Below are 24,063 nucleotides of genomic sequence, written 5' to 3' on the forward strand. Positions count from 1 at the left end.
TGTTCCGGTTTAAAACCGAAATGAAAAATCCCGCTTTTGATTTAGCATCAAAAGCCAGTAAAAATTGAATAAAATGAGGGGTATCAGACTATAATTACCCGATGGAGTAAATGCAATGGAATATTTAGAAAACATTCATTTACATTCAAAAAACGTTCTTCAAATAGAGATTTTAGGAAATAGTCTGAGATTGGAGAAATCAAAAAACCACTAGTCCCAATTCTATTTCTTTCAGATTCTGAAGTTTGATCTTCTTCCTCAGATATCTCAAAAATTAATTCCAGGCTTGCTTCAAGAGCAACATGTACATTTTGCTTGTAATTACCAGTATTTTCAGAAAATTGGGAAGAGTTCTTCGAAGTTGAAGTTCCATGAAAGTCTAAAGCAAAAGCTCCATTCCCGATACACAGAAATAGTATCGCAAAGAGTAGTCTTTTTGAGAATGCCTTATACATATCGAAAGCGAATTTATTTTCTTCTTTTGCTTTTTTCTTTCACTACGATTAAAAACTAGAAGAATGATAAAATTTCCTTTGATTAATGGAGTATATTATTGAATTAATTCAAATACACTCGTACCTAGAATAAAAAAACTCCGAAGCCATTTAGGCATCGGAGTTCAGTTTCTCCCTAATTGCAAAAGCCTTTAATGACCTCTTCCCCCATGTTTGTACTCCTTAAACTTCTTTCTTCTCTCTTTCTTTTGAGCTTCCAACTTGGTCAGTTGCTCCTCTGTCAAAATAGCTTTTAAATCTTCCTGATAAGCCTTTTGTTCTTTCTTAAGCTCTTCTCTAAGGGCCTTCATATGCTCGGCTCGCTCCTCATTCATTTTTATTACTTGCTTGTACTGCTTTTCAGTCAGATCCAAATCCTTCTTCATTCGCTCCGCGTGTTTTTGAGCACGTTCTTCAGGATCAAAATCTTTACTTTTTTGCTGTGCAAAAACACTCACGGAAACGGCCGTTAACAAGGCCACCATTACTGTCTTTTTCATATTAATTGATTTGTTTTTAGTTCTCTTCTTTGACTTCACTGAGGTTTGAAGGTTTAAGCACGCTTTTAAGCTATCGACCTTTTCTGCCGTTTGATCTACCATTTGCCTGATATTTCATTCAGATGCTACTGTCTAAAGCGTATTTGACAGATATTATGGAGCTAATTAGTACATTGCCAATACCAATTCAACCTTATAACTTCTTTCATGAAATTTCATAAAGCCTTGCCCATACCGGCATTTCTGGCACTTTTCGCCCTCTGTTTCATCTCCTGCTCAGATAAAAGCAGATTAGAATTAAAGAAAGGAGACCACATCACCTTAATCGGAAATAACCTTTGTTCCAGAATGTTGAACTACGGTTATTTTGAAACAGAACTTCAATTAAGAAATCCTGAAAAAGAGCTTTACATCAGAAATATGTGTGATGGCGGAGATACGCCGGGTTTCAGACCTCACTCCGGACGTAAATCTCCATGGGCTTTCCCCGGTGCAGAGCAATTTCAGACAGACTTGGCTCAAAACTCCGGCAGTGAAGGACATTTTGAAACTCCAGATGAATGGCTCTCGAGACATAAGACAGATGTCATTATCGCCTTCTTTGGCTTCTCAGAATCATACGCTGGTAGGGAGGGTGTAGAAAATTATAAAAACGAACTCCAAGCTTTCATTGATCATACATTCTCTATGAATTATAATGACAGCACGGCTCCAAAATTAGCATTGGTTTCACCTATTGCCTTTCAGGATCTATCCAATGAATATGATTTGCCCGATGGCAAAACGGAGAATAAAAATCTGGCACTCTACACGAAGGCCATGAAAGAAGTGGCTACTGTAAATGGTGTCCTTTTCATTGATGCTTTTCAACCCTCAAAAGACTGGTTTGAGTCTTCAAAATTGACTATTGACGGCCTTCAGCTCAATGATGAGGGTTACAAAAAATTCTCAAGCTTCCTGCTCGACGAACTCTTTGGCAATACTGATCAAACGGCAGATGAGCAAATGTATTCGGCGGTAAAAGAAGCTGTATTGGCCAAAAACTGGTTTTGGCACTATGACTATAAAATCCCAAATGGTGTACATGTGTTTGGCCGCAGATACAGACCGTTCGGAAACGAAAATTACCCGAATGAACTCATCAAAATCAGACAAATGACCGCCAACAGAGATACCCTGATTTGGGAAACTCTAAAAGGTAATACTTACGACTTAAAAACAGCTGATAGCCAAACGCAGGAACTGGCCGAAATAGAAACAAACTTTACCCTACCGGGCAAAGCCAAATACCTGTATGGTGAAGAGTCAATGAATCAATTTCATATGGCTCCGGGGTATAAAATTGAACTGTTCGCCTCAGAAGAGGAGTTTCCTGACCTCGCAAATCCTTCTCAGATGTCTTTTGATAATAAAGGCAGACTTTGGGTAGCCGTTATGCCTACTTACCCGCACTATAAGCCGGGTGACCCCATGCCTAACGACAAAATCATCATTCTGGAAGATACCGATAATGACCAAAAGGCAGACAAGCTAACTGTCTTTGCCGATAAACTGCACATTCCGGCAGGTTTTGAATTTTCACCCACTCCTGATGGCCAAACCGGGGTTTACATTTCTCAAGGTACCAATCTGAAGTATTATGTAGATACTGATGGAGACGATGTGGCCGACTCCTCAGAAATTATCTTGAGTGGTTTTGATGATCATGATACCCACCACGTCATTAGTGCATTCTGTGCAGACCCTTCGGGTGCACTTTATATGGGTGAAGGAGTGTTTCTGCATACCAATGTAGAAACTCCGTACGGTACTGTAAGAGCTACCAATGGCGGATTTTACCGTTACAGTCCTCAAAGAAAAAAGCTGGAAAGAACGGCTCAGCTTCCAATTCCAAATCCATGGGGAATTGCTTTTGATGATTGGGGACAAAACTTCTTTGCCCACACTTCAGGGCCCAATGTAGAATGGATGCTACCGGGCACTATCAAACCAAAGTATGGACTGAGCAATCCTGGTTCTAAAAACTTAATTGAAGAAAAACACCGAGTACGCCCTACTTCAGGTTTGGAGTTCGTCTCCAGCAGACACTTCCCCGAAGAAGTTCAAGGGCACCTGATGATCAATAATACCATTGGCTTTTTGGGAACCAAAATGCACCAAATGCTGGATGACGGTACCGGCTATGACACCAAACATGCACTAGACCTGGTAAGAAGTGACGACCCTAATTTCAGACCTGTAGACATGGAGTTTGCTCCTGATGGATCGCTCTACTTATTAGATTGGCATAATGTGCTGGTAGGTCATATGCAGCATAATGCCCGTGATCCTCTCAGAGATCATGTACATGGTAGAATCTACCGTATCACTTACCCATCCAGACCACTCTTGAAACCAGCACAGGTGGATGGAGCAAGTATTGAAACCTTGCTCAATAACCTGAAGCTGCCAGAATACAGAACTCGTTACCGAAGTAGAAGAGAGCTTAGAGAAAAAGATCCAAAAGAAGTGCTAAATGCCTTAAAAAAATGGACTGATGATCTCGATCAAAATGACCAAATGTATCAGCACCACTTGCTGGAGGCACTATGGGTAAGCTGGGCTCTGAATGATATTGACACAAAGCTGCTGAAAAAGCTATTAAGCTCTGATGACTACCGTGTAAGAACTGCTGCAGTGAGAGTACTAAGGTTTACAGGACATCAGGTAGATGATCAATTTGAATTACTCAAAGCCACAGCATCTGATGATAACAGTCGCGTAAGAATGGAGGCCATGGTAGCAGCCTCATGGCTTTCTGATAATGAAGCCAAGGAAGTACTAAACATTGTGAATCAAAAACCTTTGGATGAGTGGATGGAAAAGCCCTACCAGGCCATTCTGGATCATATGCAACCGTATGTGCCGGAAATTGAAAATAAAGATGGTGCTCCACTGCCATCAATGCTTAGCAAAGAAGACCAAAAAGCTTTCTTAGCCGGTAAAGAAATCTATGCCAGAGAGGGTCATTGTGAGACCTGTCATCAGGCAGACGGCAAAGGTTTAGAATCTTCGGGCTTCCCACCTTTAGCAGGCAATGACTGGGTACAGGGAGATGAAGAAAGACTTATAAAAATAGTACTTAATGGCCTCTATGGACCTATCACCATGGCAGGCAAAAAGTACCCCGGACAAGTACCTATGACACCTTTTGGAGGTATGCTCAATGACACTGATATAGCAAACGTATTGACATACATCAGAAGCTCCTTTGGTAACCTTTCAAAAGCTGTTTCGCCGGGAACTGTGAAAAGAGTAAGAGAAGAAACCAAAGACAAAACAGGCTTTTATACAGCCGAAGAACTTTAAAAAATAAATTGACCGGAAGGTCTACCCTAACCTATGCAAATAAAACACTTGATATTCGCCGCATTTTTAGGCTTGGCCGGCTGTACCTCCTCACAGAAAGAGGAAGCCCAAACCCCTCATATTGCTTTTGTGATAGGAGACGAAGAATACAGATCTGAGGAGTCAATGCCTATGCTCGCCAAAATATTAAAACGAGAACTAGGTGCAGAAATCAGCCTTTGCTATTCGGTAGACTCGGCAGGGTTTATTGATCCAAACAGATTAGATCATATTGAAGGTTTAGAGGCTTTGGAAGACGCAGATCTGATGGTCATGTTTACGCGTTTCAGGGAGTTGCCTTCTGACGAGCTGAAATACATTACTGATTTTGCTGAAAGCGGAAAACCAATGGTGGGCTTCAGAACCGCCACACATTCTTTCATGTATAAGAATGACACTACTCAAAAACATATGAATAATGACTGGCCGGTGAAGGTTTTCGGGCAGCAGTGGATCACCCATCACGGTCATTTTGAAGATGGCCACGGCAGACTTACCGAAGTCAGTATTTTACCGGAGGCAGAAACTCCAATCTTGAATGGTGTAGAACCTTTTGAAGCCTACTCATGGCTGTACCATGTAGATGGCGGCGATTGGAAACTCGGTGGTGACAGCAAGCCATTTTTAGAAGGTCGCTCACTACGTTCAAATCATGAGGCTAATGGCGACCTAGACAAGTTCCCGCTAACGAACCCAGTGGCATGGACTAAATCTTACACGGGCGAAAGTGGCAAGGCCGCCAGAGTATTTTTCACCACACTAGGTCACCCTTTTGATTTCAAAGAAGAGACAATGCGTAAACTAGCTTTGAATGGTATTTACTGGGCATTAGGTATGGAAGAAAAAATTCCTGAAGCTGGTGTAAATGCCGATTTCACAGAACCATATGAACCCAATAACTCGGGTTTTGGAGATAAATTTAAATCAGGAATCAAGCCGGTTTTGGTTCCTTAAAACACCTATTGATTATGAACATTTCTATCCATAACTGGATGCGTGCAGAGACTATTGAAGATACGGTAAATCGTATAGCCCGTATGGGTTACGACAGTATCGAGATTCAAGGCTCACCGGAATTGTATGACACTAAAAAGGTTAAAAAATTACTTGATGACGCCGGTATCAGTTGCTGGGGGTCAGTAACCTTAATGTTGGAGCAAAGAAACCTCCTGGCAAAGGATAAAAAGCAACGAGCAGATTCTGTACAATACGTCAAGGACATCGTAACGATGGTCAAAGAACTGGACGGCAAAATGGTTTCTGTAGTCCCCGGAACGGTAGGCAAAATCATACCTGATGGCAGACCTGAAGAAGAATGGCAATGGGCCATTGAGGGTATGCAGGAAATCTACGAATATTCTGAAAGTTGCGGTATTTTACTAGGAATAGAGCCAATCAACAGATTCGAGACTTATTTCATCAATAGAGGCGATCAGGCACTGGCTCTGGCAGAAGCCACCGGTGAAAACTGTGGAGTTTGTTTAGATGCTTTTCACATGAATATTGAGGAAGCAGACCCGTTGGAAGCTATCAGACGAGCTAAGGGTAGATTGGTAGGTTTTCATGTGGCTGATAATAACCGTATGGCTCCGGGTATGGGTACTATTGATTGGCCGGCCATAATTAGTACGCTTCAGGAAATTGGATACGATGATGTTTTATCGGTTGAGTTTGCCTCCCCACTTGACAGAACTCCTGCAAATCCTTATCCAAATTCTATAGACACTGATCCCAAAGGGATGACCGAAGAACAAAAGAAGTTTCTGGAAGACCATGGCAGCTCTGCCGTTACCGAAGAGTTTTATGCCATGCTTACGCAAAAATCAATTGATACCTTAAAACCACTGATCTCATAAATGAAAATTGCCAATATCGAAGCGTTTTGGCTTCGCTGCCCTATTCCTAAAGAAAAGCAACACACCTCAGATTATGGTCTGTTGACCAATTTTGACATGACGCTAGTGGTAGTTACCACTGATACCGGCCTACAAGGTTTTGGAGAAGCCAAAGCTGCTGTGGGTTCCTCAGGTTCTTGTGCCTCTATAGTCAGTTGTATAGAAAACGAAATAAAGCCTGCCCTAATTGGTCAGGAAGCAGGGCATATCAATAAAATTTGGGAGATGGTTTATAATGGTACCCGAGATCACTATGCTCTGGATCGAGGCCGCAAATTCCCAATTTTAGGTAGACGAGGGCTTACCATCTCTGCTCTAAGTGGAGTAGACACGGCCCTTTGGGATATCAAAGGAAAGCAGCTTGGCGTGCCCGTCATAGACCTGCTTGGTGGTGCCTGCAGAACTGAAATGCCGGCCTATGCCAGCGGCGGATGGGCCGGAGCAGAACAAATTGGGGAGCAATTGCTCAGTTATACCGCTAAAGGATTTAAAGGGGTTAAAATGCGTGTGGGCGTAATGGATAAAACCGTCAAAGAAAGTATCAAACGCGTGAAGGCTGCCAGAGAAGCTCTCGGAGATGATATCTTACTCATGACAGACGCCCATGGTACGTTCAATGTACCAGAAGCCAAGAAGTTTTGTAGAGGAGTAGAAGACTGTGATTTATACTGGCTTGAAGAACCCATAAGCCCTGATAATAAAGTAGGTACAGCAGAAGTAAGAGCCAGCACCAGCATTCCGATTGCCGCTGGTGAGAGCGAATACACTTCCTTCGATATTCGAGAAATGACAGACCTTCGGGCCATAGATGTCGTCCAGCCAGATTCAGCTATTATCGGTGGAATCACTGAAGCCAACCGTGTGGCGGCACTGGCCAATGCTCATCAGATAGAACTTGCTCCGCATTGCTGGGGCTCTGCCTTCTCATTTATGGCGGGGGTAAATGTGGCCTTCTCTGCTCCGTCTGCAGTAGTTATAGAGTTTTCATCTGGCGGCAATCCCATGATGTATGATCTGGTCAATGAAAAAATTGAAGCTGTGAATGGTAACATTTTAGCCCCAACAGCACCAGGTTTGGGACTAAGCCCCAACTGGGACTTTGTAAATGAGTTCAAACAAAAAATCAATTAAGCTATGCCTAACACTATTGGAATAAATCACGTAACGCTAATTGTAGATAACCTTGAAAAAGCCTCTGAATTCTATGAAAAGGAGTTCGGACTGGAAGTACTTCCGGCTTTCTTATTTGACTACCCGGCATCGTTCTTTAAGATAAATGAGACACAGCAGTTACACCTAAGTGAATGGGACGATGAAACATCTTTTAGAGCCCATGTCTGCTTTCATGTAGAGAATATCAATGAGATCTTCTGGAGGATGAAAGAGCTGGGTATTATTGACACAAAACCCTGGGGTAAGGTAAGAACTCTACCAGACGGACCACTTCAATTTTTCATTCGTGACCCTTCAGGGAATCTGGTAGAAATCTCCTGCCCTCCGGGAACTGAGATTGACCCTAAAATACTGGAAGATGACCTATTCCAGGAAGGAATTTATGTTTCTGGCAGAAATGATTCCAGAGGCTACCAATCAAAAGATGCGACACTTTACCATAAATAAACCTGAATGAAGAAAGTTTTACTTTTAGAGTCATTGGCAGAGGAAGCCATGGAAATTCTTCATAATTCAAAGGATTTGGAGGTATTGAAGGCTTTTGATTTTGACCTAACTCATATAAACACGCAGGAGGTAGAGGCAGTCATTACAAGAGGTAAAGGTCAGATCACACCCGAGTTTTTAGATCTTTTCCCTCAGTTAAAAGCTGTAGCCAGAGCTGGTGTAGGTTTAGATAATGTAGATATACCTTATGCCAGTCAAAAAGGCGTCAAAGTACTTAATAATCCTGGTGTTAACAGTCAAACTGTAGCAGAGCATACTATTGCCCTAATTTTAATGCTTCAGCGAAAAATGTATGATGCCGTAAAACAGGTCAAAGAAAACAATTGGCCTTGGCGAAATAAGTTTAACGGTGACGAGGTCTACGAAAAAACGCTAGGGATCATAGGTATGGGAACCATCGGGCAAAAAGTAGCCAAGATCGCCGAAGCCATGGGGATGAAAATCATTTATTTTGACCCGAATATTCAATACCTCCCGTATGCTTATGGCAGCCTGGAAGAGGTGCTGGCAGTAGCAGATGTGGTTACGCTTCATGTACCGCTTTTTGATGCCACGCGGCATTTGATAAACCTCAAAACTTTATCTCTGATGAAGCCCCAGAGTATTCTTATCAATACAGCCCGGGGTCCCATAGTCAACGAAACGGCAGTATTAAAAGCCTTACAAAAAGGGCAACTGGGTGGTTATGCAGCAGACGTAATGACATTAGAACCGCCTTCTGATAATAACCCCTTAATTGCCCTACCAAATGTACTTTTGACCGCTCATCTGGCCAGCCTTACCAAACGAACGTACAATAAAATGTGCGTAGATGCAGTCAATAATATCATTGCTATTCTTAATGGTGATACACCAATGCAAGGCTGTGTTTTCAATGAAACTCAGATCGATCAAAATTTATGAGATTATGAAAAAAAATTACTTTAAACTCTTTCTGCTTTCTTTAACCATATGTTTTGTGTGGGGATTTACCTCAGACACTAAAGATATTCCTGAGCTAAAGCTTCAGCCTGGCTTTAAAGCCGATCATATTTTCTCGCCCTCTTCAAATGATATGGGATCATGGGTGGCTATGTGTTTTGACGACGAAAACCGTCTTATCACTTCTGACCAGTACGGCAGTCTTTACAGAATGACGATCCCGCCGATTGGCTCTTCAAACCTTAAACCAGGAATAGAAAAAATTAAACTTCCTGAAGGGGAGACTATTGGTGCAGCCCAAGGTTTGCTCTATGCTTTTAATAGCCTTTTTGTAATGGTTAATAATCGTCCTGTGGACGAAAGACCGAAAAAAAGTGGACTTTACCGATTAAACGACACCAACGGTGATGACCTTTTCGATGAGGTAATTCTAATGAAAGAATTGCAGGGAGATGGTGAACATGGCCCTCATAGTCTAGTACTGGGTCCAGACGGAAAATCAATTTACGTTCTGGCGGGCAATCACACCGACTTCCCTGACATGGATAATCATTTACTCCCTAAAACATGGGCTTATGATAATCTTTTACCGGCCATTCCTGACCCGAGAGGACACGCCAACAACCGCCATGCACCAGGAGGTTGGCTGGCAAAAGTAGACCCGGAAACTAATCATTGGGAGCTCGTAAGCGGTGGTTATAGAAATGCCTTCGACCTCGCTTTTAACGATGTTGGTGACCTGTTTGTGTACGATGCCGATATGGAGTGGGATTTTGGATTGCCGTGGTATCGACCAACCCGTATTTGCCATGCTACCTCAGGAAGTGAGTTTGGCTGGCGTACTGGTAACGGAAAATGGTCGCCTAGTTTTGAAGATAACCTACCGGCTATTCTCAATATAGGTCAAGGCTCTCCTACCAATCTAGTCTACCTCAAAGATGCCCGATTCCCTCAGAAATATCGACAGTCATTACTTGCTTTCGACTGGTCTTTTGGAATCATGCATGCCATACATTTAAGTCCGGAAGGCTCTACGTACACCGCAACACGTGAGGAGTTCTTGTCTGGTATTCCTTTACCCTTAACCGATGGAGTTATTGGCCCAGATGGAGCATTATACTTCATGACTGGAGGAAGAAAACTCCAGTCTGACCTGTACAGAGTTTATTATGAAGGCAACGAAATGGTGGCAGAATTACCACCAACAGAACTTACAGAGGCCAATCAACTGAGAAGAAGCATTGAGGCTCAATTTGATACTGAAAGTGATGCGAATATTGCCCTGGCCTGGCAAAACCTAAATCACGAAGATCGCAATATTAGATATGCAGCAAGAGTTTTACTGGAGCATCAAAACCTGGAAAAGTGGCAATCTCGACTAAATTCAGAAGGAAATTTAGAGACCAAACTCACCGCCTTACTTGCCTTAGTAAGAAGTACAAAGAACAATAAGCTCATACCAGAGCAATTGAACAAAGTAGCCGTCTCTGAACTTACGGAAAAACAACTCTTTGACTTCACACGGATTATTGAGCTAGGAATAGCCAGAAATGATGGTTTTGCTCAGCAAATCAATTCTCAAACAGCTGCACAGTTAAATGCTCAATATCCTCATTCTTCCTGGGAGCTAAACAGACAATTATGTAAAGTGCTTGTCAATCTGAACGTAGGCGAAGTAGTGCCAAAAACCATGGCTTTAATCAAAACAAGTAAGGATGAGTTTGGAGAAAACACAGCCACAAGTTCTTCTGATTTAATCTTGAGAAACCCGCAATACGGACTGGATATAGCCAAAATGCTAGAGAAGGTGCCACCAATGCAACAAACCTACCTGGCTACTGCACTTTCTGACGCCAAAATCGGCTGGACTCCCAAATTGAGAAAAGCATATTTCGAATGGTTTAGAGCCGCTTTTGACTATAAAGGTGGGAACAGCTACGTGGGCTTTATTGACAGAGCCAGAAAAAATGCTCTTACTAATGTTCCGGAAAAAGACCGTGACAAATACAATGAAATATCTGGTGGTCAACTACTCAGCGACTCAGGTAATGATCTGAAACTCGATGATTATCCAAAAGGACCATGGCGTACCTGGAACCTCGAGGATGCTGTTTCACATTTTGAAGAACCATTGGCTCATAGAAACTTCTCAAGAGGTAAGGCAATGTACGTGGCCACCACGTGTAACCGCTGTCACAGCATAGGTGGTGATGGAGGGAATATTGGTCCTGACCTGACCAGAATAGGAACGAGATTCAGCGAAGACGCCATTTTAGAAGCGATTATAGACCCGAGCAAAAGCATCTCTGACCAATATGCGGCCACAGAGTTTCAGCTGAAAGATGGCTCTACCATAGTGGGCAAAATCATCAATGAAACAAATGAAGTATACTCCATTTCTCAGAACCCTTATGCCCCGGATTATTTGGTAGAAGTACAGAAAAAAGAGGTGGAGCGAAAGCAATACAGCAGCATTTCTATCATGCTCCCTGGATTAATCAATTCGCTTAATGAAGAAGAACTTAAAGATCTGGTAGCTTATTTAGTAGCCGGAGGAGATGAGCAGCACAAAGTATTTGAGTAAAATACCTTGACTGTAATCCTCTAAGAACCCGCCGGCCAGGTGCTTCCAGTGGTAAAATCCCAACCGTAGGATGAATCGCCGGAGACATTATTTGGGACAATAATCTCAAGTTTATTCAGGATAAAGTCTACGATAATCTCATTGCTACCTTCCTGTTTGCCATTGTTCTCTGTACCCATGATTACGAAATCATCAAACTTGTAAATTTGATAAGTTTCAAAGCTCCCTTCAATCGATGGTCTTTGGAATATTATTTCACCATCATGTAGTAAAGTACCCAAGTGTTTGTGCAGGAAAATACCAGGATAAGAATTCCAACCACTATTATTCTTAAACCTGATGGTTAAAGGCATTGGCTCAAATATGAATTGTCCTCTTGCTCCAGGTCTACTTTCCACTCCAAAAGAAGCTTCTTCTAACTCTATATAATCCTCTAAGGAAGAGCGACTTGAAGCATCTCCATCATTCAGATAAGTTTCATCAATTTTGATATAAACTCTTTTTGACTGGCCTATTGAATATTTAGATGCAGCCAAAATCAGAACTAAAATAAATATACGTATCATAAATCAATGAATTAAAAGTCCTGGTAAACCCAATTTTCTGATTCTAACACGTCACTAGAATCCTCACAGCTTATTGTCATTCTTTCTGCTGAGATGGTCAGTTTAGTTAGATTTTCGATACCATTTTTTGACAACTGTTCGAAGTTGGTAATTCTGACATCTTCCAAAAGGTGTTTGAGATACAAAAAGTCTTCTCCAGTATTCACTCTATACTCTACCCAAACCTGATTGGTGAATACACCCTCTAAATAAAATCTGAATAATTCAGGAATCGTGCGATCAGATATTAATAGTAAATCCATCTCAACTCTTGCTGGATTTTTATGGTTAAATCCTACTGGCGTACGAGAAATGGTTAGCATCTCCTTCAGAGAGTAACTGGCTAAAGCAGAGTATCCCTCATAATCCGGCACTTCTACCTCCCCATCCAAGTTTCCATACTTTATAAAGATTAAAGGGCTATCAAATTCATCATTATACCATCCATCCTTTTCACCTATTCTCAAATCATGATCCCAATCCTTTCCATCCGCTCCATCGGCTCCATCTTGTCCTTTTTCTCCCAAAGCTTGCCAGGATGTTCCATTATAGACCCAATATCCAGACTGACTGCCATCTGTCTGATAAACCGTTAAACCCTCCTCAGGATTTTCAATTGCCATTTTTTCAGCACTCGTCATTCTTGGCAGTAAAGCACCTTTCGTTTGGGACGAAACCTCAATTATGGCACTGGAAACTGGGTTGGGTTTTAACCCTGTTGAGTCTAATTTGATACCCGTATTTTGACCGTAGGACAGGGTAGTTATCAACAGTATCAAAACCGGCAAAAAACGAACTAAGCGTCTCATTTTCATGGCTATTCATGGCAGTTTGAATACTTTAAGTTAGCAACTAGCTCTCAGTTATTTCAAAAGATCCCTATTCTAGAAAAATGGTTTTTATTTTATGGTCAATAGAAATGATTATCTCATCCTTTTAGCCACCAAAACCTAAAGACTGGAAACAAAAAAGCAGAGCCTGAGCTCTGCTTTTGACAACAAACTATTAATTCCTTTCGTATCAATTGGCCGACTTCTCCACGACATCAATAATCGACTTGACTGCCGGTTTTGGACTATGGTCTCTATTCCACGGGAGCACATAATTGGTACGGTTCGCTATGGGATATCCGTTTTTCCAGGACATATCATCAGAAATACCCCAAAAAGTTACTCGGTCTACTTTGTCCTTTTTGCGATAAAATATCTCAAAAACCTCAGCGTATCTTTCGGCCAGTTGGTTAGATACATCCTCGGGCAGTCCATCTCTGTAAGGATCAAGGTACTCTTTAAACTCCTCCAGCTCATACTGCGGATGCAGTAGGCCCGTTCCTATAATTTGTCCTTCTCTGGTAAGCGGGAGCACATCAATATCAAGCTCGGTAATCATTACTTTAACCCCTGCCGCAGCATAGGCATCTATCGCTGCTTCTATGTATTCGTTTTTAGGATAATTCAGGCCCCAGTGTCCCTGAATACCCACTCCATCAATTCTGATTCCTGCCTCCTTCAGCATCTTCACCATTCTTACAATCCCCTGCACCTTTTCCGGTCGCCAGGCATTGAAATCATTATAGTACAGCTCTGTATTGGGAGCATATTGAGCCGCATAACTAAAGGCTAATTTGACCAATTCATCTCCACTGCCAATGCTATTGACCCAAGTGGTAGGCCTGTAACTTCCGTCATTGTCAATGACCTCATTGACCACATCCCAGGCATCTACTTTACCGGCATATCTACCCGCTACAGTCTCAATGTGTTGGCGAAGCCGTTCTTTCTGTTGTTCTGGAGTATTAGGCTGACCATTGGCATCTTTGAAAAACCAATCTGGACACTGGTTATGCCATACCAAAGTATGACCAACGGTGAACAGATCATTTTGCTCTGCAAAAGCGACATATTCATCTGCCGGGGCAAAATTGAATACTCCAGGCTCCGGATTTATCAAAGCTGCCTTCATGACGTTCTCCACCGTAACGGTATTGAATTGCTCCAAAACTATAGCTTGATTAGCAGAATCTTCACCGTTCACAATAGCCGGATTTACCGCCGAGCCTACCTTAAGGCATCTTGATACACAGTTTTTAAGGCGGGAAGATTGGAAAGGTCTTCTTCTTGCTCACATGAGAGTATGGACAGACCGGAGGCTATGACCGCCAGACTGAGAATAGAGTTAAATTTCATATTCAATAGGTTTATAAGTGTTAAATTAACACGAATAATTTGGAGTACGAAAAGTTTGCTTTGAGCCCTGCGATTTTCTCGCGAAATTGTTAAGAAATCTACATTTAGAAATCATGAATAAATCTTACATAGATGCTAGCCCTGTAGCTGGGAAGGCCTTTTTTCTCAGAGGTATCAAAGGCCCTTTTCTCATGCTAAACCTGCTTAAATTTAATGAGGAAGCCAACTATGAAGGTTTGCCTCACCTGGCTCCAGAGAAACCTATCACAGGAAAAGACGCTTATGACAAATATATGGAGGCTACTCTGCCTTTTTTGAAAGAAGCCGGAAGTGAAATTATTTTGCAAGGAAAGGGTGGACCCTTTCTGATCGGTCCTGAATTTGAAAAATGGGATATGGTTCTAATACTTAGACATGCCTCTGTGGAGCAGTTTATGGCTTTTGCTCAAAACAAAGATTATTTAAAAATCGCAGGACACCGAACTGCAGCCCTCGCAGACTCCCGGCTTTTACCAATCGAAGAATTCTAAACTGTTTTTTGTTTAAAAAAAGAAGCCACTTCAAAACTGAAGTGGCTGTACTTGATAAACGGAACTGTATAAAATGCGGTTTAAGAAACGCTCTTATTTCAGGAAACGATAAGTTAGTTTGACCAGGAAAATGTTATTGGCCTGCTGCCCAAAGAGATTATCAAATAGGTTCTCATTAAGTCCTTGGTTCATATAATCTCCCGTGTCTGGCGTACTGCCCTGGCTCCATACCAGGTATAATTCAGACCCTGCGATATACTCCCATCTGGCTACAAGATTAGACCTGAACTGCATAAAGTTAAAATTGGGATTGCCGAAGGTATAATCAATCTTACCATCACGATTTTCATCTACTCTAAACTCTCCATCTACTTCGCTAATCTGATCTGAGCTAAACTGATAGAAACGATCATCATAACTCTTATTCAATGGGTCACTGACATATGCGTAATTACTGTACTCTGGTCTGGTGATAAATGGCTGTCCGTAGTATTGGAGCGTTAAATCAGGAGTGATATTATAATTCAACCTAAAAGTGTAACGCCAGGTATTTTGACTGACAGAACTCACAATGGTTCTGGTTTGCTCTGCAAAACTCACCTGACCCACATACTGATCCTGCTTACGGTATGAGGTATTATAACCAGCTGAAATACTCAAACTCATGGCATCAATAGGCTGGGCAGATACAGTACCATTTAGTCCCATAAATTTGATTACACTTTTTGACCCAATGAAATAATTACCATTCATGAAAAATTGTACTTTTTTACGCTGGTCTGTGTTTATGTATCCCCATTGACCTATACCAGATGGCCTTCTAAGAGACATTCCGCCACGAAGTGCATTATTTGAGACATCATAGGTATTCCAGTTTAAGCCACTACCGATGCTCCAGTTATTCAGAAAAGTAGCGTGTGCATTTACATTGAACAATTGGAAAAGCAGCTTACCATCAAAATCCCATTTGACAAAGTGATTATAGTTAAGGCGGGCAGCTCTGAATTTCCCAAAAGATTTAGGATAGCGTAATCCCATCCAGGTAAAATGATTGATCTCATTGGCGGTTTGCATAAAACCGATATCATTCAACTCTAACTCTGGTGAACGGTAGGTTACTCCGGTATCAAAATTGAATACACGTCCTTTATCTCCTTTACCCTGACCTCCGCTTTTTCCTACTCTGATGGTTCCTCCCGTACCGGTCAATGAAGTACGCGTGGGGTCTACCGATAATCTGTCTGAGTTTGGTCGCTGAAAAAGGTGCTCAAAAGACCTCTGGGTATTTAAAATTTTCTCCTCTGAGCCCCTGACATGACTGAAAATGGCGGAGCCTTTGATGTAATAGGTTCTTTCTTTCCAATAGTGTAGAAGGTCAATACCACCACTGAAAGCATCATCATGAAGCAAGTCTCCCAGGTTTCCTTTTCGGTTTACTGCTGTTAGAATTCCACCAATGACTGTCTCACCACCGTTGATATCTTTCTGCACTCTACTTACGAAATAATTGGTCTGTGGCTCCACTATTTCTGTGCGTTCAGTGCCTTCACCCACTATGGTGGCCACCTCTTCCTGAGTTACACTTTCCAGAAGACCAATACTCCATCCATTTTTGCTCTTTCCACTAAACTTTGCGGCTCCCAAAATAGAAGTATTTTGGGGTACATCGGCGTACTCATTAGACCCCAGACTTGGATAAGAATGTGGTGAACCACCTATTCTTCTGGAGTAAAAAAGAAGATCTGAATCGTAATCTCCACCAGCTGCTGAGCCGGTTAAATCGTACTCAAAGATGTTTCTGCTTTCTACAAAGAACGGTCGTCTTTCCTGAAAGAAATTCTGGAAGCCATCAATTCTCACTTGCGATGGATCTGCCTCTACCTGCCCAAAATCAGGGTTTATGGTGAAGTCAAGAATCATATCTGAGGTGACCGCCACTTTGCCGTCTATACCTGCAGTGATATTGCTACTTTTTCCGGTTTTGAAGGGGTTGCCTGCCTCTGCAGGTCCTCTTTCGGTTTTAGCAACGGTGTAGGGTGCCAGTTCAATTTGTTTCTGTGGTTTTACATGCTCCAGGCCATGCAATTCCCCAAAACCACTCACCCAAACGCCACTACTCTGTGGAATACGCTGCCAGGTAGATCTTTCCTGATTTCTGAAGAGTATACGTTGCACCTGAAAACCCCATACCTTATCAGGGTTCTTGCCAAAACGTAACTGGCTGAGAGGAATTTTAATTTCAGCAGTCCAGCCTTCTTCATCAATATTGGTTTTTGCCTGCCAGATGGGATTCCAGCTGCCGTCCCAATTATTTCCGTTATTAGAAATGAATTCGTCTCCTCTCACGCCGGAAGCTGAAATGGTGAACGAGAAGGCAGACCTCAAATCATGATAACTGTCAATATTAATCTCTACCCAGTCTCCCGGGAATTCATCGCGGCGGCTCATCCGCTGCACTATACTATCCGGCTCGGCATCGTAACAGCGATAGCCCACATAAAGATACTTCTCATCATAAATGATTTTAAACTTGGTCTGATAACTCGGCTCCTTTCCTTCAAAAGGCCTGTAACCCAAAAAGTCACCACCTCCCCACTGCACCTGATCCCACTCTGCTTCATCTGGTATACCATCGAGTTTGATAGAGCCCGATTCCAGCTTTTTTGTGGTGTATTTTTTCTTTGGGATATCCTCAATTGAAATGTTTTCCTGGCTGTAAAGATTGAGAGATAGTAAAAGTAAAATAAGGATTGACGAAATGAATTTCATAAATGGTAATAGCTTTAAGTAATAGTCTTAGTAAGTAATGAGAAGTTGCAATTTTGCGGATTCAGACGAAAGTCTTGGCAATAGAAGTCTTAAAAAGACTTAAATGTATCTTTTTGAAAATCAATTAATTAAGAACAAGAAAATAGAACAGCCACTTTAAATTGACGACTTAAAGTGGCTGTAGGAATGTTATTTAGCTTTTCGGATCAGGATGTCTCCATTCATGGTTTTCATCATAATTTCTGAGCCACCGTTCCCGATTTTTCCGCGGGTCCAGCCTCCTTTATGAAACTTCTGTACACCGTTTATTTCTGTACGTTTTACCTCGGGACTTGAAAGGCTCATGTCCATATCAAAATCGGTATACATATCACCTCTTTGGCTTTGTACTTTGATATCACCCGAGAAGTTTTTCGGGAAGGTGACATCCACATCACCATTTAGTGTGGTGAAGGCCATCGGTGAGTCATTTGTCACTGCTTTGAAAGTTCCAATGATGTCACCGTTTACCGTATTGGTCACTGCGGCCCCTCCTACATTTTTCATGTAGATATCGCCATTGACATTACCGAGTTCCATATTCCCGGTCACATTGGTTACTGAGATATCTCCGGAGTTTACTGTGCTTAGTTTCAGATTGAAGTTTCTGGGCACCATAATCTTCAGCTGAATCTTTTTGTTTGGGTTTCCGGCACGTACTGAGACCGTATTGTCTCTTTCTTCTGCCGAGATTTCATAATTATCACCGGCAGCGATCCTTCTCATGCCATTGCTTCTTTTTTCTTCGGTGTAAGTGTCTTTTTTCAATGACGAAACTATTCTTACCTCGTTGATATCTGCACCCTCTACGGTTATTGATCCTGTGACTAAACCTACTTTCAGTAAACCCTCATCACCAGGTCTGGAAAGTTTAATATTCATAAGATCACCTTGGGCAAAAGACTGAACCGAAAAGGAGCTCAATGCGGCCAGGATGAATAATTTTAGCTTTTTCATAATTGTATCTGTGTTAAAGTATTAAGACTGTTTTTTGAGGAAAATATCCCCATTCATTGTTTCAAATTTTAAGGACTGGCCGCCGTTTCCAATTCTGACTTTGGTATTGGCATTTACCTTGTATTTTACAGAGTTTTTATGCCTATCCATGCTTTGACTCACCGTAGTAGGCAAGGCCTTAAAGTCTACAAAATCGGTGTAGAACTCACCATTCATGCTCTTAAACTCGCAGTCGGCAGAGAGGTTATCAGGATAAACCACCGTGAGATCTCCGTTAAGAGTGTAATATTTTGAGTCGCCCGAGGGCAATCGGTCATAGGTAATATCTACATCACCATTGACCGTTCTGGCTTCAGTTTTACCTCTGATATCGGTCAACTGAATACCGCCATTGACATTAAAGGCTTTGATCTGGCCATGTACCTTTGAGATTTTCAGCTCACCATTATTCACCGTGCTGGTGACTACATTCATGTCGTACGGTACTTTGACTTTGAAATCAAGAAAATAGCGGTAGTGTACCTCATCCATGTATCTTCTTTGATACTGAATACCTGGTCTGGAATCTCGAGGCTCTATGATGTACACAATCAGACTGTCGTCCTGCTGATCTATATTGAACTTAAATTCTTCCAGACCTTCTCTTAAGTCTTGCTCATTTCGGGCTTTAATTGATTTATCAATCTCCAGAATGACTTCGTTTCCGTCGTAACCCTCTATTTCTATACTGCCATAGACATTATAAATCGCAAGGGTACTTTCAGGGTTTACCTTGAATTCTTTACTGAGGTGCTCCTCATGGGAGTGCTTTTGGGCAGGAGCGGCCTGGCAGGCAGCCAGGGCTCCGGCAATCAACATTAATTTTAGCTTTTTCATAATTGTATTTGAGTAATGATGGACCTTTGATCTTAAACCTCCAGCCCTGTAATAGTTTCTTCCAGTTTTTCTTTGACCGTTTCATTCAGGCCATTTTGCTTCAGTAGTTCTTTTATCTGCTTCACAGATCTTTTTTCCTGCAGCTGTACCATCACATCTGCCAGAGCTACCTGCACCAGCGGCGACTCCTGATGTACAATAGACTGCACCAGCCCTTCACGAACCTTAGGATGATCAGAAAGCTCTACCAAAGCCTCTAAAGTGGCCAGACGAACATTCACATTCTCGTCTTGATTCAGCGTAGTCATCAAGGCATTAATCACCTGTTCATCTACTTCATCTATCTCCTTGGTGTAGGAGACCGCCTTCATACGTTCAGAAGCCATCGGGTTCTCAAGCATGGAGATCATCATAAGCTGCTTCATTTCTTCCATTTCCTGGCTCAACTGCTCCACTTTATCAGTAGATGCTACCTGCTTCTGAGACCCACGCCCTACATAAAAGCCCACCATACTGGCCAGCCCAATAAGTACCAAGCCGTATGCCCATCCGAGCTTTGATTGCGGAGCAAAAAGAGCTTTAAGTTTAGCGATGATGTCAATAGAATCAGACTTATTTGCCTTCTCCATTTCCTCTACCAGCTGCGTCTCAAAATTCATCAGTAAGGCAGCACTTGGCTCAGGTATTTCAATGGCACCCATTTCTGCCCATAGTGTCTGTGTTTCTTCCAGATTCTTTTTAAATGCTGCAGACTTCTCTACTTCAGCTAAAAATGCTGACTTCTCCTCTTCGCTTAATCTGCCTTCTATGAAGTTAATGATTAAGGCTTCCTGCATGTCTTTTTTACTTAAACTCATACTGTCTTGCCTAAATAGATTTCCTTTAATTCTTTCATTGCCCTGTGGACTTTCACCTTGATATTGCCTTCTGATGTATGCATTACCTCAGCAATTTCTTTATAGCTGAGCTCCTGATATTTGCTTAAAATCAACACTTCTCTGTGTTCTTCTTTGAGCAGTTGCAGAGCTTCATTCAGCCTTTCTTTTTCCTGTTGTTTCTCCAGCTGCAATTCAGCAGAATCTTCTACTTCAGTTACGGCCAGACCTTCCAGTTCATCACTATACTCTACTTTTTTGGCTCGCGAGTAACCATCTTTCAGAAGGTTTCTGGTGAGGTGATACATCCAGGTTTTAAATTCTCCATTACCGGTGAAGGTGTGCCTGTATTTGATCATCCTATAGAACACATTCTGAACGATATCCTCGCTTTGGTTAAACTCACCGGTCATTCGAAAAACAAAACCGAAGAGAGCCTTGTGATGACGATCAAACAGCAACCCCATTTTACCGAGATCGCCGGCTTTTACGCCGAGCATGATATGATTGTCAGAGAGTACGTTCAATAGCTTTTCGTTTTGAGTTATTGTCTAGGTAAACTGGCTTACCAAAGAAAGGTTACAGATTAATTTAAATTTTTTCAGAAGTAATATAAATAGTTAGTCCATAATATACCTAATAAGTTAATTATCAACCCCTTAAACATAATCGTAAGAGTTAATTAATTGAAATATCGAAAACGGTAAAACTTAGGATAACGGAGCATTCACCTCCACCACAAAGCCTTTTTCATAGTATTGACGAAGACTTCCTCCTATTTTATGGGCTCTTGCTTTGAGATTGCTCAATCCCAATCCGTCAGATTTTGAAGATTCTTTTTTACTGCCATTATCGGCAATTTTCAATTGCAGTTTTGAGCCTTCTTTCTCCATATGAACTGTCACCTGATTACCGTCAGAATGTTTTAAGGTATTGGTAATAGCCTCTTTGAGGATCAAATACAGATTTTGACGAATCAACGGATTGATAAATGTCTGCTCCTCTATTCCTTTTGTTTCAAATTTAAAGTCGAAGCCTTTTTCGGGGAGATTTTGCTCTGCAAAAGACTTCATACGGCTGATCAGGTTTTCGTACTTATCTTTTCTGGAGTCTATGGCCCAAACCGTATCTCGCATTCTTTCCATGGCATCTCTTGCCATATCGCTAATACTGTTCAGGCTTTCAGTTTCCACCTCCTTTATACCCATGGCCATCAGCTCAGATTTCATGGATAGGCCGGCCAGAAGAGAGCCTACATCATCATGCAAGTCTGCAGAAATACTAGTACGCACCTCCTCAGTAGCTTTATATTTCTGTAGCTTAAGGTAAACCTGGTACCTAATCCATAAATAAATGGTGGCTATAACCAGAACCAGATAGAGTAGATAAGCCCACCAAGTAGCGTACCAAGGAGGGTAAATTCTTAAACTCATTTCCTTGATCTCTGACCAAACACCATCACTGTTAGAAGCCTGATATTTAAAGGTGTAATTACCGGGCTCCAGATTGGTGTAATAGACTTCCCAGAAGTTTTCTTTTTCTATGAAATCTTCATCATAGCCATCCAGCATAAACCTCACTTTATTAAGCAGAGGTTCTTTATAATGGATGCCACTTAGCTTAAAGGCTGCCCGATTCTGAAAATGTTTGATAGCCAGGGAAGTGAGGCTTTTGGCCTGTATGGTAGAGTCTTTTAATATGCCGTTCTGGTCTTTGAAAGGCACTTTCACCCAGTCCAGATTCATGATGGGTGGCTCGGAGCTTTTTACTACCAGAGAGGGATCAAAAACAGTGATTCCGTTTTCACCTCCATAATAGATCTTGCCACCAGAGACAGCTACCGGCGAAGGCTTAATCAAACTACCTTCGCTAAAATTGGTATTCGGGAAAATAGAGGTTTTACCACTTTCATATTTAATGATTCCTGAAGAACTCTGGATCCAATAAACCCCTTGTGGCTGCTCCACAATCCAGTTATAACTGTCTGAATTTTCCCTATCTGTAAATCGAAGGGCATTCGCTAGGCCCTTTTCAAGGTCAATCTGAAAAATCTCTCCACCTATAACCGCCCATATCTGAGCTGATGAATCTTTATAAAGGTAGCTTACACTTTCCTGAAGTACCGAGCTGCCCTTCACCCACTGAAGGCTCAGGTCATCTTTATTGATTCTGGCCAGCCCCAGATCTGTTCCTACCAGCACTTCATTGGTCTCGGGAATATCCAGCACACATTGCGACTGTATAAATCGTTTACTCTCGGGGTCTTGTACCAGATCAAAGATGTATTGTATTTGATTGGTTTTGGGATTGACCACTTTTAGTCTGTTCCAGTTATCCAGTATCCAAAGCTGACCATTTGAATCTTCATTAATCCTTCTTGACATCCTGAAACGACTGAAAAGGGAGTCTATTTCAAGTTCATAGGCGTAGGATTTATTGACCTTTCTAAAGTCTTCTGAGAATATTTTGGTGACTCTACTTTCCCCTACCCAGTATTCTTTATCCGGTGATTCATAGATTCCATAAGTTTGACCGTCAAGTTTTTTGGTAAGCGTTTTTTTATGGGCGTCATACTCAAAGAGTCCTTCCTGAGAGGTGGCGAGAACACCTTTGTCAGACTTCGCTAATTCGTAAACGGAAAGATTGGCATCACTCAAAGCATGCGTTTCAAAACTGTAGAACATAGGAGAGCCCACGGCCAATTGATTGCCAATCACCCAATAGTTCCCTTGAGTATCTCTTTCAAGAGCCTTTACCTGATTAAAGGGTAAACTTGAATTAGAGGTATTGAAATGCTTTTCAATTTTCCGGGTTTTGGTATTGAAAAGTATAAGACCGTGACTTTCTGTGGCAAGCCACAAATGATCCCCTTCTTTCAGAAGATCATAGATATGAACGTTTCCTTCCGGACGGACATCTTTTCCTGGCTCAATAAAGTCAATTATTTTCTCCGTGTAAGGGTCAAAATGAATTAATCCTCGGTCAAAATCAGACACCCAAAACATACCATCCTCATCCATTTCAATGTCTGTGCACCAATCGTCTAATGCATAGAAATAGAACTCATCTCTAAACCTTAAGTAGTCGAATTTTTGAGTAGCAGGGTCAAACTTGATCAATCCAAACTTTCTGGTACCGATCCAGAAATTACCTTCTTTGTCTTTCTGCAAAACCTCAGCCCTTACCTTCTCTTCATGTGGCCATTCAGGAGAACGTATTTCTTCAAGTTTAAAGACCTCAGATTCTCCAGTTTCTTTATTGAAACGCTGGATTCCGCCATAGCCACCAAGCCAAAGTTCTGTTTCAGAGGCAGATTCAAGTATCAAAGGCCTCGGGGTTATCCATCCACTCTCCAGGTTTGTCTTTACAGGTATAAAAGCCTCTTTTGATCTATCAAAAAAATGAAGAAAGCCCTTACCCGAAAATACCCACAAAACACCCTTTTCATCCTCCAGGAAAGAACAGGTACCACTGAGGTGAATTCCCTTTTCCAGATTATCAAAAAATGGGGTAAAACTATTGCCATCAAACCTGAAAATACCTTTGCCAGACGATATCCAAACCAGCCCGAAACGGTCTGTGAAGACATTGCCAAGCTCAGAGGAATATAAGCCATCAGCCGTATTAAAGCTCTTAAAATAGAGGTTGGCTTCAGGTTCCTTTTCCTCCTTTATAGGCCGCAATCGCTCCTTTTCTTCCTTTGAAACCCTGGCACAGGAAAATAGAAAATAGCTTAGAAAGAAGAGGGAGAGGAGTCTGTACATA

At 41.8% G+C, this 24,063-nt stretch carries 20 protein-coding genes; 8 read left to right on the top strand and 12 right to left on the bottom strand.

What is annotated here, in order from left to right; genetic code table 11:
- Positions 1-83: 83 nt before the first annotated feature.
- Both ACUXV0_RS10420 and ACUXV0_RS10425 read right to left on the bottom strand, forming a co-directional pair.
- The gene (locus ACUXV0_RS10420; protein WP_446189483.1) at positions 84-455 is read right to left on the bottom strand and encodes a hypothetical protein; all 372 of its coding nucleotides are present in this window, start codon (positions 453-455) and stop codon (positions 84-86) included.
- A gap of 191 nt (positions 456-646) precedes the next feature.
- Complete coding sequence (locus ACUXV0_RS10425) at positions 647-994, bottom strand: hypothetical protein (protein ID WP_446189484.1); 348 nt, start codon at positions 992-994, stop codon at positions 647-649.
- A 207-nt stretch (positions 995-1,201) separates the two neighbouring features.
- On the opposite strand from ACUXV0_RS10425, the gene ACUXV0_RS10430 reads away from it, so the two are divergent.
- Genes ACUXV0_RS10430 through ACUXV0_RS10460 form a run of 7 tightly spaced genes read left to right on the top strand, consistent with a single transcriptional unit; the run spans position 1,202 to position 11,461 of the window.
- Positions 1,202-4,342 (top strand): PVC-type heme-binding CxxCH protein, encoded by a 3,141-nt coding sequence (locus tag ACUXV0_RS10430; RefSeq protein WP_446189485.1) that lies wholly within the window; start codon positions 1,202-1,204, stop codon positions 4,340-4,342.
- Positions 4,343-4,375: 33 nt separating this feature from the next.
- Entirely contained in the window at positions 4,376-5,335 is a 960-nt protein-coding gene (locus ACUXV0_RS10435) for a ThuA domain-containing protein (RefSeq protein WP_446189486.1), read from the top strand.
- Between the two features lie 14 nt (positions 5,336-5,349).
- Complete coding sequence (locus ACUXV0_RS10440) at positions 5,350-6,237, top strand: sugar phosphate isomerase/epimerase family protein (protein WP_446189487.1); 888 nt, start codon at positions 5,350-5,352, stop codon at positions 6,235-6,237.
- Positions 6,238-7,407: a mandelate racemase/muconate lactonizing enzyme family protein gene (locus ACUXV0_RS10445; RefSeq protein ID WP_446189488.1), complete on the top strand. Its 1,170-nt coding sequence runs from the start codon at positions 6,238-6,240 to the stop codon at positions 7,405-7,407.
- Positions 7,408-7,410: 3 nt separating this feature from the next.
- Positions 7,411-7,896, top strand: a complete 486-nt coding sequence (locus ACUXV0_RS10450; RefSeq protein ID WP_446189489.1) for a VOC family protein — start codon at positions 7,411-7,413, stop codon at positions 7,894-7,896.
- A gap of 6 nt (positions 7,897-7,902) precedes the next feature.
- The gene (locus tag ACUXV0_RS10455) at positions 7,903-8,859 is read left to right on the top strand and encodes a 2-hydroxyacid dehydrogenase (protein ID WP_446189490.1); all 957 of its coding nucleotides are present in this window, start codon (positions 7,903-7,905) and stop codon (positions 8,857-8,859) included.
- Positions 8,860-8,863: 4 nt separating this feature from the next.
- Positions 8,864-11,461, top strand: coding sequence for a c-type cytochrome (locus ACUXV0_RS10460; protein WP_446189491.1), 2,598 nt, complete (start codon positions 8,864-8,866; stop codon positions 11,459-11,461).
- 20 nt (positions 11,462-11,481) lie between these two features.
- On the opposite strand, the gene ACUXV0_RS10465 is transcribed toward ACUXV0_RS10460, so the two are convergent.
- From ACUXV0_RS10465 to ACUXV0_RS10480, 4 genes are all read right to left on the bottom strand, one after another.
- Positions 11,482-12,027, bottom strand: coding sequence for a hypothetical protein (locus ACUXV0_RS10465; protein ID WP_446189492.1), 546 nt, complete (start codon positions 12,025-12,027; stop codon positions 11,482-11,484).
- Between the two features lie 11 nt (positions 12,028-12,038).
- Complete coding sequence (locus ACUXV0_RS10470) at positions 12,039-12,875, bottom strand: hypothetical protein (RefSeq protein WP_446189493.1); 837 nt, start codon at positions 12,873-12,875, stop codon at positions 12,039-12,041.
- A 211-nt stretch (positions 12,876-13,086) separates the two neighbouring features.
- Positions 13,087-14,100: an endo-1,4-beta-xylanase gene (locus tag ACUXV0_RS10475; protein WP_446189494.1), complete on the bottom strand. Its 1,014-nt coding sequence runs from the start codon at positions 14,098-14,100 to the stop codon at positions 13,087-13,089.
- 23 nt (positions 14,101-14,123) lie between these two features.
- Positions 14,124-14,252 carry a hypothetical protein gene (locus ACUXV0_RS10480; protein WP_446189495.1) on the bottom strand — a complete coding sequence of 43 codons (129 nt, stop codon included), beginning with the start codon at positions 14,250-14,252 and terminating at the stop codon, positions 14,124-14,126.
- Between the two features lie 113 nt (positions 14,253-14,365).
- Here ACUXV0_RS10480 and ACUXV0_RS10485 point away from each other — a divergent pair, with 113 nt between their 5' ends.
- On the top strand, positions 14,366-14,782 hold the full coding sequence (locus tag ACUXV0_RS10485; RefSeq protein WP_446189496.1) for a DUF1330 domain-containing protein: 417 nt from the start codon (positions 14,366-14,368) through the stop codon (positions 14,780-14,782).
- Positions 14,783-14,875: 93 nt separating this feature from the next.
- Here the strand turns inward: ACUXV0_RS10485 and ACUXV0_RS10490 are convergent, their stop codons facing one another.
- The 6 genes from ACUXV0_RS10490 to ACUXV0_RS10515 all read right to left on the bottom strand — a co-directional run bounded on the left by ACUXV0_RS10490 (position 14,876) and on the right by ACUXV0_RS10515 (position 24,062).
- A complete protein-coding gene (locus ACUXV0_RS10490) occupies positions 14,876-17,551 on the bottom strand; it encodes a DUF5916 domain-containing protein (RefSeq protein ID WP_446189497.1) in 2,676 nt (891 codons plus the stop codon).
- Between the two features lie 189 nt (positions 17,552-17,740).
- A complete protein-coding gene (locus ACUXV0_RS10495; protein ID WP_446189498.1) occupies positions 17,741-18,547 on the bottom strand; it encodes a DUF4097 family beta strand repeat-containing protein in 807 nt (268 codons plus the stop codon).
- Between the two features lie 21 nt (positions 18,548-18,568).
- Positions 18,569-19,423, bottom strand: a complete 855-nt coding sequence (locus tag ACUXV0_RS10500) for a DUF4097 family beta strand repeat-containing protein (protein WP_446189499.1) — start codon at positions 19,421-19,423, stop codon at positions 18,569-18,571.
- A 32-nt stretch (positions 19,424-19,455) separates the two neighbouring features.
- Positions 19,456-20,280 carry a HEAT repeat domain-containing protein gene (locus ACUXV0_RS10505; protein WP_446189500.1) on the bottom strand — a complete coding sequence of 275 codons (825 nt, stop codon included), beginning with the start codon at positions 20,278-20,280 and terminating at the stop codon, positions 19,456-19,458.
- Positions 20,277-20,798, bottom strand: a complete 522-nt coding sequence (locus ACUXV0_RS10510) for an RNA polymerase sigma factor (RefSeq protein ID WP_446192810.1) — start codon at positions 20,796-20,798, stop codon at positions 20,277-20,279. Before ACUXV0_RS10510 ends, ACUXV0_RS10505 begins: the two co-directional genes overlap by 4 nt.
- Before the next feature lie 210 nt (positions 20,799-21,008).
- Entirely contained in the window at positions 21,009-24,062 is a 3,054-nt protein-coding gene (locus tag ACUXV0_RS10515) for a triple tyrosine motif-containing protein (RefSeq protein ID WP_446189501.1), read from the bottom strand.
- Position 24,063: the final 1 nt, after the last annotated feature.

Source organism: Jiulongibacter sp. NS-SX5, assembly GCF_052828545.1.